The following is a 12,620-nucleotide window of genomic DNA, read 5'->3' on the forward strand; positions in this document are numbered from 1 at the left end:
GAGGGCAACCTGGTCATCACCGACAGCTGGCCGGGCCAGATGCGCGGCGTCTACGGCGATCCCGACCGGTTCTTCACGACCTATTTCAGCGCCTATCCGGGCAAGTACTTCACCGGCGACGGCTGCCGGCGCGACGCGGACGGCTATTACTGGATCACCGGCCGGGTCGACGACGTGATCAACGTCTCGGGCCACCGCCTGGGCACGGCCGAGATCGAAAGCGCCCTGGTGGCCCACGAGACCGTCGCCGAGGCGGCCGTCGTCGGCTATCCGCACGACATCAAGGGCCAGGGCGTCTACGCCTATGTGACGCTCAAGGCCGGGATCGCCCCCAGCGACGACCTGCGCAGGCAACTGATCCTGTGGGTGCGCCAGGAGATCGGCCCGTTCGCCGCCCCCGACCTCCTGCAATGGGCCCCCGGCCTGCCCAAGACCCGCTCGGGCAAGATCATGCGCCGCATCCTGCGCAAGATCGCCGAGAACGAACTTTCCAGCCTCGGCGACACCTCAACCCTCGCCGACCCCTCCGTCGTCGACGACCTGGTGAAAAATCGGAGCGACTGACGCCGGGTGTTGTGACTTTCGGGGCCCAAGGTGCAGACGGGCGAGACCTGGGGCGTGGGCCTCGGTGCTGGCGACCGTCCGGAGCGGTCTGGCGTCACCCGACCGCCAGGCGCACCGCGCGGCTGAGGTCGGCGATGGCGATCGGCTTGCGCAGGACGGCGGCGGCTTCGATCTGGTCCAGGGCCAGGGAGTCGGCATAGCCGCTCAGGAAGACGATCGGCAGGTGGGGGTGCGTCGCCTGGGCGCGGCGCGCCACCTCGGCTCCGGTCATGCCCGGCATCGCATAGTCCAGCACCACGGCGTCCGGCGTCTCCGCCTCCAATTGCGCCAGCCCGGAGGGGCCGTCCGACGCCGAGCGCACGAGGAAGCCCTCGCTGACCAAGGCCTCGCAAAGGCTTTCGCGGACGTGCTGGTCGTCGTCGACGACCAGCACCCGCAGGCCGGCCCGTTGCGTCGCGACCGGCTCCAGCGGCGGCTCCGCGCGCAGGACGGGAGGCTCGGTTCGGGGAAGCGAAATGCAGACCCGCGTTCCCACGCCCGGGGCGCTTTCGATCTCGCAGTCTCCGCCGCACTGGCGCGCGAAGCCATGGACCTGCGCCAAGCCCAACCCGGTGCCGGATCCGGTCCTGGTGGTGAAGAACGGCTCGGTGGCGCGCGCCAGCACCTCCGGCGTCATCCCGACGCCCGTGTCGGCGACCTCAAGGACGATCCGATCGGCCTCGAGGCGCGTGCTCAGGCGCACCACGCCGCCGTCCGACAACGCCTCGCGTGCATTGACGATCAGATTCAGCGCCGCGAGTTCCAGCTGCGTCGCGTCGGTGCTGGCCCAGGCGCCCTCGGCCTCCAGGTCCACCTCGAGATCGACCCCGGGGCCGAGGGCCTGACGCAGGAGCGGGTCGCTGCGCCGCAGGGTCGCGTCGACCTCCACCGGCTCCAGCCGCAGCCGCTGGGTGCGGGAGAAGGCCAGCAGCTGGCCCGTGACCTTGGCGCCGCGATTGGCCGCCTCGAGGGCGTTGTCCACGAACCGCCGGCAGGGTTCCGCCTCGGGCGGAAGCTTGCGCTGCAGCAGCTCCAGATTGCCGATCACCGCGGCGAGCAGGTTGTTGAAGTCGTGGGCGACGCCGCCGGTGAGGCGGCCGATGGCCTCGATCTTCTGGGCCTGCATCAGCGCCTGTTCGGCCTTGAGGCGTTCGGCCGCGTGATGATCGACCTCCTCGAGCGCGCGCTCCAGATCAAGGGTGCGGGCCCGCACGCTCTGTTCGAGCTGGTCGTTCTCGCGCCGAAGCCGTCCGAGGGTGCGGGCGCTGGCCAGGACGGGCAGGAGGTTGCTGAGCTTCAGGGGCTTGAGGACATAGTCGACGGCGCCGCTGCGCATGGATTCCACCGCCGAGGCGATCGACCCTTCGCCGGTCATGATGACCCCGGACAGATAGGGGTCGCGCTCGTGGGCTCTCTGCAGCAGCTCGACGCCGGTGGTCGAGGGCATCTTCAAGTCGGTCAGCAGCACGTCGAAGGCGCCGGGCGTGATCGCCTCCAGCGCGTCGTCCGGATGGGTGAAACCGGTGACGTCGAAGCCCTGGCCGCCGAGCGTCACGCGCAGGGCCTGGAGGTTTGCCGCCTCGTCGTCCACGATCAGGATGCGCGTCCGCCGGATGTCGTCTTCCGCCGGATATTGGGATTCGGCCATGGGGCTGCTCATGTCGTGAAGCGGGCGAGGGCCGCGCGAAGTTCCCGCAGCTTGGGCGGCTTGCTCAGCACCAGGTCAACATGGGGCGGGAAGTCCTCCTCGGCGAGCAGTCCCTGGCCCCAGCCCGTCAGCAGGATCACCGGCGTCGTGGTTGACAGCCCCTTGATCGCGGCCGCCACGCGGCGACCGTCGACATAGGGCATGCCCAGATCGGTGAAGACGGCGTCGAAGCGGTCGCCGCCCTGGCTGGCCTCGAAGACTTCGATGCCCGCACCGCCGCCATTGGCGATGGTCACGACATGGCCGTCGCTCTCCAGGGCGTCGCTCAAGGCCTTGAGCAATACGGGATCGTCGTCCACCAGCAGCAGGCGCAACCGTCGCCGTGGAATGGCCGCCGGGGTGTTTGGAGCGGCGCGACCGTCCACCGCCCGGGCGAAGGTAAGCGAGACCGTCGCGCCGGCGCCGGGCGACGACTGGATGTCCAGTTCGGCGCCATGGCGTTGCGCGACCCCATAGACCATCGCCAGGCCAAGGCCTGTCCCGCGCTCGCCCTTGGTCGTGAAGAACGGTTCCAGACATCGCCGACGCGCCTCGGCGTCCATGCCGATCCCGTTGTCCGCGACGCTGACCCGTACGGCGTCGCCGGTGTCCGTGGCGACGCGGGCGGCGCTCACCGCCAGGACCCCGCCATCGGGCATGGCGTCCACGGCGTTGAACACCAGATTGACCAGCGCCTCGCGGATTTCGCTGGCCACGCCCATCACCGGCGGCAGATCGCCGGCCAGGGCGGTCTCGACCTTGATGACCACGCCGCGCTGCATGGCCATGTCGTTCCACCGCGCCCGGGTGAGCTCCAGGACCTGGCCGACCAGTTCGCTCAACTGGACGGGCTCGGTTTCGAGCTGGGTTTCCCGCAGCCTGTAGAACTCGCGCATCTTGCCGATGGTCTGGCCCACGTCCTCGACCGCGCGGCGGATGATCTCCAATTGGCCGCGTCCCGCGGGGCTGAGGCCCGGCTCGGTTTCCAGCATCGCTTCGGTATAGAGCGAGACGGGCGACAGGGCGTTGTTGATGTCGTGGGCGATGCCGCTGGCCATCTGGCCCAGGGCCTTCAGCCGTTCCTGCTGCAGGATCGCCTGTTGGGACTGGCGCAGGTCGTCATAGGCGGTCTGGAGCGCGCTGTGCAGTTGGGCCTGGTGGGCGGCGAGCGCCACGTGCTCGCTGAGCTGGCGCAGGAATTCGCATTCGGCGCTGACGAAGGCGTTCGGCTGGAAGCGGGCCACGATCAGCACGCCGAACACCTTGCTCTCGACCTGCAGGGGCGCGCAGACCATGGAGCCGAGCCCGCCGCCCGCGAGCCGGCGCGGGAAGGGGAAGGGAACCTCCGCAATGTCCGGCTCGTAGACCAGCCGCCCCTGGACGCACTGGGAGAGACCGTTCTCGTCGATGTCGACGCGGGCCCGCTCGGGCATGGCCAGTTCCAGGGCCAGGGCCTGGCTGTTCACGCCGACGGCGGCGACCGTCAGCGCCCGCTCCAGGTCATCATAGAGGCAGAGACAGGCGAAGTCGGCGGGCAGCTGGTCCTCGATGCTTCGCACGACCACCTGGAAGATGCTTTGGTTGTCCTGGCGCTGGCCGATGGCGCGGGTGATCTCGTCCAGCAGGCTGAGCCGCTGCAGCTGGGTGTGGAGCTTGGCTTCGGCGTCCTTGCGCTCGGTGATGTCGGTGGAGATGCCGAACACGGCGTAGACGTGGCCCGTTTCGTCGCGCAGGGGCGACTTCACCGAGATGTAGGCGTGGGGCCCGTCGTCGTGCGGGGCGCTCTCTTCCTCGGTCAGCGGCTGGTCGGCCGCGGCGACGCGCACGTCCATGGCGCGGAACGCGTCGGCGACCTCCACGGAGAAGATGTCGTGGTCCGTGCGCCCGATCATGGCGTCGCGGTCGATGTGGAAGATGTCGCCATAGCGGCGATTGACCATCAGGTAGCGGCCGTCGAGATCCTTGACGTAGATGACGGCGGGCGAGTTCTCGACCACGGCCTCCAGCAGGCGCTGTCCCTTCTGGCGTGCTTGCGTCTCGGCTTCGAGCTGCGCGGTCCGCTCGGCGACGCGCCGGTCCAACTCCGCGTTGAGCTTCGACAGGGCGGTCTCGACGTGGATGCGATCCCGCATGTCGCGCGAGGCCGTCTGGAACAGGAAGAACAGCAGGGTGAGCTCGCCGGCCATCTTGCCCAGGTGCGAGGCCATCGCGGGGGCGTCGGCGGGGGAGCGCGAATAGAGGATCAGGGCGTTGGCTAGCGCGAGGATGGCCGCGGTCATGGGCAGCGCCCTGACGATCCGGTCGCGGTCGGCCAGGCGCCACGCCACGAAGGCCGCCGCGACCCAGAGCACGGGCGCCGGGATCATCGCCGGGCGGGTGACGCCCAGAACGCCCGGCGGGAGATAGATCGGCAGCCGCTGATAGGCGGCCAGCAGCGCGACCGCCGCCGCCAGGAGCGCCAGGGCGAAGGCCGCGAGGCCCGGCCGGCCGCTCGTGGGCCAGATCAGCGCGCCGATCACGCCCAGCGGCAGTAGAAGGGAAGGGGGCGGCCAGGTCGACGGCCGCAACACCCCGCTGGAGGCGCTGATCGAGGCCAGGGGACCCGACCATTCGACCGTCACGAGGACGTGGACGATCTCCATGGCGCAGGTCGCCAGGAAGGCGAGGGCGAGGCGCCTGGCGATGTCGCCATGCTCCTGTTCGCCGGCCCCCCACAACTTCAGCGCCAGGATTCCCGAAAGAAGGCCGACGCACGTGTCGAGGATGGTGTGAAGGTTGGGATAGACCCTGTGCCCGCCCGTCAGCAGGACGCCGCCGGCCAAACCAAGGACGACCAGAACAACGACCGCGGGGCCGGAAGGTCGCGCCAGGTCGAAGGCGTTCGATCCCTGGAGTCCTGCCGGCGTGGGTTCGGCCAAGGCGCTCCCCCGAACTGAGCTACAGCGAGACCAATATTCGTATCTCAACTGCGGTCAATCGCAACCCAGCGATGAAAAAGGGCGCCGTCCTGGCCAGGACGGCGCGCCTTCCGGCCTTGAAGCCTATGCCGCGCGCCTCGCATAGAGGAACTCGATCACCGCCGCCCGGGCGTGGATGTAGGTCGGGTTCTCGGCGACGGCCAGGCGGTCGCGGGGACGCTCCAGGGCCACCTCCAGCACTTGGCCGATCGCGGCGCGGGGCCCGTTGGTCATCATCACGATCCGGTCCGACAGCAGGGCCGCCTCGTCGACGTCGTGGGTGACCATCAGCACGGTGTTGCGCAGGCTGGCGTGGATCTCCATGACGCTATCCTGCAGATGGGCGCGGGTCAGGGCGTCGAGCGCCCCGAACGGCTCGTCGAGCAGCAGGACCTTGGGCTCCATGGCCAGGGCGCGGGCGATGCCGACCCGCTGCTTCATGCCGCCCGAAATCTCGGACGGGCGCTTGTCCAGGGCGTGGCTCATCTTGACCAGCTCCAGATTGTGCAGGGTCCAGTCGCGGCGTTCGGCGGCGGTCTTGGAGCCGGCGAACACCTTGTCGACCGCCAGGCTGACGTTCTCGCGCACCGACAGCCAGGGCAGCAGCGAATGGTTCTGGAACACCACGGCCCGATCCGGGCCCGGCGCGTTGACCTCCTGCTTGTCGAGGATGACCGCGCCGGTGGTCACCGGCACGAGGCCGGCGACGACGTTCAGCAGGGTCGACTTGCCGCAGCCCGAGTGACCGATGATCGAGACGAACTCGCCCTTGTCGACCTTCAGGTCGACGCCGGTCAGCACCTCGGAGCGGGCGGCGCCCTTGGCGAAGGTGACGCCGACGCCTTCGATGGAGAGATAGGCCTTTGCCATGAGAGGTCTCCTTAGCTCGCCGCGTTGCCGCGCGAGACGATGCGGCCCGCCAGGGCCACCAGGCGATCGAGGAAGAAGCCGGTCAGGCCGACCCAGGCCAGGGCCACGACGATGTCGGAGATCCGTCCGGAATTGTACTGGTCCCAGATGAAGAACCCGACCCCGACGCCGCCCAGCAGCATCTCCGACGCGACGATGGCCAGCCAGCTCATGCCGATGCCGATCCGCAGGCCAGTGAAGATGTAGGGGGTGGTGGCCGGCAGCAGGATCTTGAAGAAGTACTCGGTCGGCGACAGCCGCAGCACCTTGGCCACGTTGACATAGTCGGTGGGGATGTTGCGAACGCCGACGGCGGTGTTGATGATGATCGGCCAGATCGAGGTGATGAAGATCACGAACAGGGCCGAGGGCTGGGCCTGCTGGAAGGCGGCCAGCGAGATCGGCAGCCAGGCCAGAGGCGGCACGGTGCGCAGCACCTGGAAGATCGGGTCCAGGCCGCGGTGCGCCCAGCGGTTGGCGCCGATCAGGACGCCCAGCATCACGCCGCAGACCGCCGACAGCGAGAAGCCGACCCCGACCCGGCTGAGGCTGGTCAGCACGTGCCAGAACAGGCCCTTGTCGACCCCGCCGCGGTCGAAGAACGGGTCGAGGATCAGGTCCTTGGATTCGGTCCAGATGCGCAGCGGCGACGGCACGCCGGTATAGGAATCGCCGGCCGCAACCTGCCAGAGTCCCAACAGGACCAGCAGGGTCAGGATCGGCGGGATCACCGCCGCCGCCGTTGCTCCGGCCCGGCGGCCGAGTTCCGACAGGCCCGAGGCGCGCGGCGCGGCCGCGGGCGGCGGCGGGGCCGCCGCCGCCGTGACCCCGCCCACGGCCCCCGCCAGGGGCTCGGCTGGTGAGAATGAGGGCTTGGGAAAGGTCATCGCCGCGCTCCTAGACCAGTTTCTTGATCGGCTGGCTGGCCAGGTAGGCGCCCGGATTGGCCGGGTCGAACACCTTGCCGTCGAAGAACCGCTCCACGCCCCGGCTGTCGCCGGCCGGCCCCGTCTGGCCGATGGTCTTGGCCGCCGCGCGCCAGATGTCCGAACGGTTGACCTTGTTGACCAGGGCCTGGGTGTTGGTCTTCTGGGGTAGCACGCCCCAGCGGATATCCTCGGTCAGGAACCACAGATCGTGCGACTTGAAGGGGAAGCTGGCGTTATCCGCCCAGAACTTCATCCGGTGCGGCGAGTTCTTCAGCGTCCGGCCGTCGCCGTAGTCCACCGTGCCCTGCAGGCGGGGCAGGATGTCGCCCATCGGTACGTTGATGTACTGGCGGCCCGACACGATCGAGCACATGGCCGGCAGGTTGGCGGCCTTGTCGCACCACATGGCCGCTTCCTGGACGGCGGCGGTGATGGCCTGGGCGGCGCGCGGATACTTGTCGACCCAGGCGGCCCGCATGCCCAGCGCCTTTTCCGGGTGGTTCATCCACAGTTCCGAGGTCAGGCAGGCCGTGTAGCCGACCTTCTGGTTGACCAGTTGGCCGTTCCAGGGCTCGCCGACGCAGAACACGTCCTGGGTGCCGGCCTTCATGTTGGCCACCATCTGGGGCGGCGGGATGACGATGGTCGAGATGTCGGTCTCGGGATTGATGCCGCCGGCCGCCAGCCAGTAGCGGACCCACAGGTCGTGGGTGCCGCCGCGGAAGGTCATGGCGACCTTGGCGATGTTGCCCGCCGCCCTCAGCTGCTGGAACTTGGCCTTGGCCCCGGCGCTGTTGAGGCCGACCTTCACGGCCTTCAGGTCGTTGCCGACCGAGATCGCCTGGCCGTTGGTGTTGAGGCGCGCCAGCACGTACATCGGCGTCGGCGCGCCGCCGGTGATCGCTCCGGTGGTCATCAGATAGGGCATGGGCGACAGGATGTGGGCCCCGTCGATGCCGCCGCGCTCGGAGCCCAGCACCAGGTTGTCGCGGGTGGCGCCCCACGAGGCCTGCTTGAGCACCTCGACGTCAGGCATGCCGTGCTTGGCGAACAGGCCGCGTTCCTTGGCGATGATCACCGGCGAGGAGTCGGTCAGGGCGATGAAGCCCAGCTTGGCCCTGGCGATCTCCGGTCCGGCGCCGGCGGCGTGGGCCCCCGCCGGGAAGGCCGCCTTGGCGGCCGCCACGGTGGCGGCGGCGCCCAGCAAGGCGTTGCGACGGGTCAGGCCGGCTTCGGGAGCGTCGGCGGTGGCGGTCTTGTCGATCTTGGTCATGATGTTCGGATCCCGCTGGGGTCAGAGCTTGTATTCGAGGGTGAACCAGGCCTTGGTCCGCGAGGCCGGCGGCGTCGCCGTGCCCGCGGGCACGGTCTTTTCGCGCTGGAAGTCGGCGTACTTCAGCTGGATCGAGAGTTTGGGCGTGATGGCGGCGGTGAACTGGACGTCCCACTCGTGGCCCAGGTCGGCGCCGGTCCGCTGGTCGTCGAAGTCGTGGTAGCGGACCAGGATGTCGGTGTTGAAGAAGTAGGTCCGTCGGAACCGGGGCTTGGCGTTGAAGCTGAGGTTGGCGTCCTCGATCCCGTCGACGAAGCCCTTGTTGCCGCCCGGCGAGACGAAGGCGTCGGCCCAGCCCTGAAAGGCGTGGACGGTGGCCAGGGGCGTGGTGAAGCCGCGCGTCCCGTTGCCTTCCAGCGACTCGTAGCTGGCCTTGACCGTGTAGATGTCGAACGTCGCGGCGACGTCGCCGCCGAAATAGTCCAGGTCGAAGTTCGGCGTATTGTGGTGGTAGTCCAACTGCTTGGCGTAGGTGGCGTTGTAGGCCAGTTGGTAGAGGCCGACCCAGGTCTTGCCCGAGGCCTTGACGCCCTTGGTCAGCGACGAGTTGACCGCCGAATTGCCGAAGTCCAGGGCGTAGACGAAGCCCTGCAGGCGCAGGGCCTCGGCCGGCGACCATGTGGCGTTCAGCAGGTGGCTGTCGCTGTCCCAGTCGCGCAGCTCGCCCAGGATGCGGTTGACGTGCGAGACGTAGGCGTAGGTCGCCTTGAAGCGGCCATGGGCGACGTCGGCGCGGACGGCGTCGAAGGTCTGCTCGTCCTGGCGCCAGCCGACATTGCCGACGAAGCGCTGGTCGTCGAGCAGGATACGCTGGCGGCCGGCCGTGACCTGCAGGGCCGCGCTGGGCGTCCAGGTCAGCTGGGCGCGGTTCAGCTCGGTGACGTCCGGGTCGTTGACGATCGGATACCTGGCCTTGTCGGCGCCGTTCAGCGGGGCGGTGGTCACGCCGGGGACGTTGACGGCGTAGTGTTCGGGACCAGCCTGGCGGACGTCCTCGAACTCGATCAGGCCCTTCACGCCGTGGAATTCGGCGGTTTCCCAGCCCAGGCGGGTGCGGATCGTGAAGGCCGAGGCGTCGTCCCTCAGGGTGGCGGTCTTGGTCTGGTCGACGCTCTCATAGCGCGCCCGGACTTCCAGGATCAGTTTTCCGGCGGCGACCTGGTCGCTGAAGGTCGGCGGCGGCGGCGCGGGGGGCGGCGGTTCGATGGCTTCGGCGGCTTCGGCCGCGGGTTCGGCGACCGCCGAAGCCGGTTCCGGCGCCGATTGCGCGTAGGCCGCGCCGCCCAGCATCAGGGCGCAGAAAGCCGTGCTGCAACGCAGCATTCCTCGCAGTCTTGTCATGGTCCATCCCCCAGAAGGCCAAAAAAAAACGCCCGGCGAAATCGCTTCAGCGATCTCTCCGGACGTCGTTGTCCAAACAGCACCATGCGGCTACATCGCCGCTCGGTCGCCCTTTCGGGCATCGCGGAACGTCGTTGTCCCGCGTGTTGAGACTAGGAGGGAGCCGGCGGCGCGGCGCGGCAATCCGAAAACTCCGCCATGTCGCATCGCAACATGAAATCGGGTCGATTTGCATAGCAGCGGTGCACGGACGATAGGGGCGTTGCCCGGATTTCGCGCGTTCGGGCCCCTTGAGTGGTCCGGCCCTCCGGTGTCCCGTTACCTAGTCCTTCGGCAGGAAGGGCGCCCAGGCCTCGACCAGCACGCCGGGGAAGGCGCTGGTCAGCGAGATGTGGCCGTTCACGAACTCCAGGCGAAGGCGCATGCCCGCCAGGCCGACGCCGGCGGTCGCCGAGGCGGCGTCCGGCAGGCCCACGCCGTAGTCGCGGATCGACAGCAGGACCATCTCGCCGGCCTGGCGCAGGCTCAGGGTGGCGCGGGGGCTGCCGGAATGGCGATGGACGTTGGCCAGGGCTTCCTGGGCGACGCGGTACAGGGCCACCTCGGTCGGTCGGGCCATCTTGGGAAAGTCGTCGGCGATGTCGATCTGCAGCGACAGTCCCGTACGGCGCGCGAAGCCTTCCGCCATCTGCCGAATGGCCGGGCCGAGGCCCATGTCCTCCAGGGCCGGAGGGTGCAGCACGTAGGAAAGGCTGCGAATCTCTTCCAGGGCGTTGACCAGCAGGGTCTCGATCTCGACTCGAACCTTTTCCGCGCGCCCCTCGACCTTCATCGCGCCCAGCATCAGCTTGGCGCCGGTGAGGTATTGGGCGGTGCCGTCGTGAAGCTCGCGCGCGATGCGGCGGCGTTCGTCGTCCTCGGCGTGCAGCAATGCGGCGGTGGCCCGTCCCAGGGCCGCCTGGGCGTGACGCTGGACGGTGATGTCCTCCTGCGCGACGATCACCAGGGTCCGGCCGTCGCTGGAAAGGCGGGTGGCGGTCATCCTGGCCCACAGCGGGCCGCTGGTCAGGTCCATCTGGTATTCGTGGCGGAACGGTCCCGGCTCTCCCGCCAGCAGGTCTCGCAGGCCGACGGCGGCTTCGGAGGCTCCGGACGCGCTGAGGCTGTCGCAGAACGCGATGTAGTTCAGGCCCAGCCCGTGGTTTTCCAGCGGCAGCGCGTTGAACTCGGCGAACCGGGCCCAGGCGTCGTTCACCGCGATGATCTCGCCCTCGGCGTTCAGGATCGCCACGTTCGCCGTCACGGAATCCAGGACGATTTCGTGCAAGCCGGACGCGAACCATTCGCTCATCTCGTGAGCCGTGTGCATTTCGGTGTGGAGCCTTACATTCTGGTCGTTCGTGTCGCGCGGTCGGTTATGCGGGATTCGCGGACGAGGAGCCCGACAAGGCCGCGCATATTTCACCGTCGCACGCCAGGGCCTCAAGTTCATAGCTCCAGACGCGAGGCTTGGACCACGCCTTTCCCGTGGTCCGTGGCCGCGCCCGGCTGCCGAGGGCGCGCCGCGGGTGAAAACTAGGGTTCGAGGCCGTTGTAGACGGCCGAACCGGGGCCGCCGGGTTGGCGCATCACCTGGCGGCGCAGCCTGGGGTCGAAGCTGATGTGCACGCAGCGACTCTTTTCGTAGATCAGCTGGTCGAACTTCAATCCGCTGTCGCGGACGCTTTTGGCGACCTCCAGGTCGCTCAGGCCGTCGACGTGGAAGTCGGCGGCGTGGCCCAGGGCGTGGGCCGAGGTCGGCACGCCGCCGACCGCGGCGTTGACCTGCGGGTTTCGGTAGGCGCTGGTGATCTCGATCGGCCGGTTGAACAGCGCGCGGACCGCCTCCATGCGCTCGGCCAGGCGCTTGAGATTTTCCAGATGCGCCGGAGTCGGGTCGTTCTTGACCCCCATCGACAGCGCCTTGCTGGAGAGGATGAATTCCTCAAGCGAAAAGTGCGCGCTGAGCTTCATGGCGGCCCCTCCTGGTGTCGTGAAAGGTTAGCCTTTCATCGTCGCAATCCAAGGGAGAATTTTCTGGTTCGGTGACGCCGTTGAGCGGCGCGCAAGCCTCGGTCCGTGATTGCCCAGGAGGGCGTGGCCGGGAGGCGCGACCTGCATCCGCCGAGATCACCCGGCGCGCCGTGGCGCCGCTCTCTGAATCCGGGCAGGGTAGGGGCGTGTCCGACCAGTTTTCCCTCTTCGACGCGCCGCCGATCACCGACCGGCTCTTCTTCGCGATCTTTCCCGATCCGGCGACGGCGACCGAGATCGCGCGGCGGGCCGACGCGCTGCGCGCCGCCCATCGATTGGACGGCCGGCCGCTGGCGCCCGAGCGGTTCCACATCACCCTGCACCACCTGGGCGACCACGCCGGGGTGCGGCGCGACATCGTGGCGATGGCCAGCGACGCGGCCGGGGCGATGGCGACGTCGCCGTTCGAGGTCGCCTTCGATCGCGCCGCCAGCTTCCATAATGGCGGCAACAATCCGTTCGTCCTGCAGGGCGGTGACGGTCTCGAGGCGCTGAAAGCCTTCCAGCGCGACCTGGGACTGGCGATGGCCCGGGCCGGTCTGGGCAAGCTGGTGGACCGGAGCTTCACGCCGCACGTGACGATGCTCTACGACAGGCGGCTGGTCGCCGAGCAGGCCGTTCCGCCGATCCGGTGGACCGTCGGCGGTTTCACCCTGGTCCACAGCCGGCTGGGGCGGACCGAACACATCCCGCTGGCGCGCTGGGCGTTCCGCTGAGGGCGCGAACCAATCGCCGCGTGGCGCATTGTCCAGCCACATCCCCCTTGATTTGAACCATCCCCGGAGCCG

Annotated in this window: 10 protein-coding genes; 2 read left to right on the forward strand and 8 right to left on the reverse strand. The window is 68.8% G+C overall.

Annotated features, from left to right (window positions below; all coding sequences use genetic code 11):
- Positions 1 to 564 (forward strand): AMP-binding enzyme (locus AC07NX_RS15865; RefSeq protein ID WP_494643083.1); only part of this gene is annotated, 564 nt, incomplete at its 5' end.
- 94 nt (positions 565 to 658) lie between these two features.
- Here AC07NX_RS15865 and AC07NX_RS15870 read toward each other — a convergent pair.
- The 8 genes from AC07NX_RS15870 to AC07NX_RS15905 form a co-directional block, all read right to left on the reverse strand.
- A complete protein-coding gene (locus AC07NX_RS15870) occupies positions 659 to 2,251 on the reverse strand; it encodes a response regulator (RefSeq protein WP_494643085.1) in 1,593 nt (530 codons plus the stop codon).
- Positions 2,252 to 2,259: 8 nt separating this feature from the next.
- The gene (locus tag AC07NX_RS15875) at positions 2,260 to 5,208 is read right to left on the reverse strand and encodes a hybrid sensor histidine kinase/response regulator (RefSeq protein WP_494643086.1); all 2,949 of its coding nucleotides are present in this window, start codon (positions 5,206 to 5,208) and stop codon (positions 2,260 to 2,262) included.
- Between the two features lie 123 nt (positions 5,209 to 5,331).
- Positions 5,332 to 6,117 (reverse strand): ABC transporter ATP-binding protein, encoded by a 786-nt coding sequence (locus AC07NX_RS15880; protein ID WP_494643088.1) that lies wholly within the window; start codon positions 6,115 to 6,117, stop codon positions 5,332 to 5,334.
- 11 nt (positions 6,118 to 6,128) lie between these two features.
- Complete coding sequence (ntrB, locus tag AC07NX_RS15885) at positions 6,129 to 7,043, reverse strand: nitrate ABC transporter permease (RefSeq protein WP_494643089.1); 915 nt, start codon at positions 7,041 to 7,043, stop codon at positions 6,129 to 6,131.
- A 10-nt stretch (positions 7,044 to 7,053) separates the two neighbouring features.
- Positions 7,054 to 8,358, reverse strand: a complete 1,305-nt coding sequence (locus tag AC07NX_RS15890; protein WP_494643090.1) for a CmpA/NrtA family ABC transporter substrate-binding protein — start codon at positions 8,356 to 8,358, stop codon at positions 7,054 to 7,056.
- Positions 8,359 to 8,379: 21 nt separating this feature from the next.
- The gene (locus AC07NX_RS15895) at positions 8,380 to 9,759 is read right to left on the reverse strand and encodes an alginate export family protein (protein ID WP_494643091.1); all 1,380 of its coding nucleotides are present in this window, start codon (positions 9,757 to 9,759) and stop codon (positions 8,380 to 8,382) included.
- Positions 9,760 to 10,081: 322 nt separating this feature from the next.
- On the reverse strand, positions 10,082 to 11,110 hold the full coding sequence (locus tag AC07NX_RS15900; RefSeq protein ID WP_494643093.1) for a sensor histidine kinase: 1,029 nt from the start codon (positions 11,108 to 11,110) through the stop codon (positions 10,082 to 10,084).
- A 224-nt stretch (positions 11,111 to 11,334) separates the two neighbouring features.
- Positions 11,335 to 11,772 carry a D-Ala-D-Ala carboxypeptidase family metallohydrolase gene (locus tag AC07NX_RS15905; RefSeq protein ID WP_494643094.1) on the reverse strand — a complete coding sequence of 146 codons (438 nt, stop codon included), beginning with the start codon at positions 11,770 to 11,772 and terminating at the stop codon, positions 11,335 to 11,337.
- A 206-nt stretch (positions 11,773 to 11,978) separates the two neighbouring features.
- On the opposite strand from AC07NX_RS15905, the gene AC07NX_RS15910 reads away from it, so the two are divergent.
- Positions 11,979 to 12,548 (forward strand): 2'-5' RNA ligase family protein, encoded by a 570-nt coding sequence (locus tag AC07NX_RS15910; protein ID WP_494643095.1) that lies wholly within the window; start codon positions 11,979 to 11,981, stop codon positions 12,546 to 12,548.
- Positions 12,549 to 12,620 lie beyond the last annotated feature (72 nt).

It is taken from the genome of Caulobacter sp. GW821-FHT09A05, assembly GCF_059418465.1.

What these genes read in the sequence shown, in the direction of transcription:
- AC07NX_RS15900 (WP_494643093.1), bottom strand. Translation starts at nt 11,110, where the DNA reads ATGAGCGAATGGTTCGCGTCCGGCTTGCACGAAATCGTCCTGGATTCC.
- AC07NX_RS15890 (WP_494643090.1), bottom strand. Translation starts at nt 8,358, where the DNA reads ATGACCAAGATCGACAAGACCGCCACCGCCGACGCTCCCGAAGCCGGC.
- ntrB (WP_494643089.1), bottom strand. Translation starts at nt 7,043, where the DNA reads ATGACCTTTCCCAAGCCCTCATTCTCACCAGCCGAGCCCCTGGCGGGG.
- AC07NX_RS15895 (WP_494643091.1), bottom strand. Translation starts at nt 9,759, where the DNA reads ATGACAAGACTGCGAGGAATGCTGCGTTGCAGCACGGCTTTCTGCGCC.
- AC07NX_RS15870 (WP_494643085.1), bottom strand. Translation starts at nt 2,251, where the DNA reads ATGGCCGAATCCCAATATCCGGCGGAAGACGACATCCGGCGGACGCGC.
- AC07NX_RS15905 (WP_494643094.1), bottom strand. Translation starts at nt 11,772, where the DNA reads ATGAAGCTCAGCGCGCACTTTTCGCTTGAGGAATTCATCCTCTCCAGC.
- AC07NX_RS15880 (WP_494643088.1), bottom strand. Translation starts at nt 6,117, where the DNA reads ATGGCAAAGGCCTATCTCTCCATCGAAGGCGTCGGCGTCACCTTCGCC.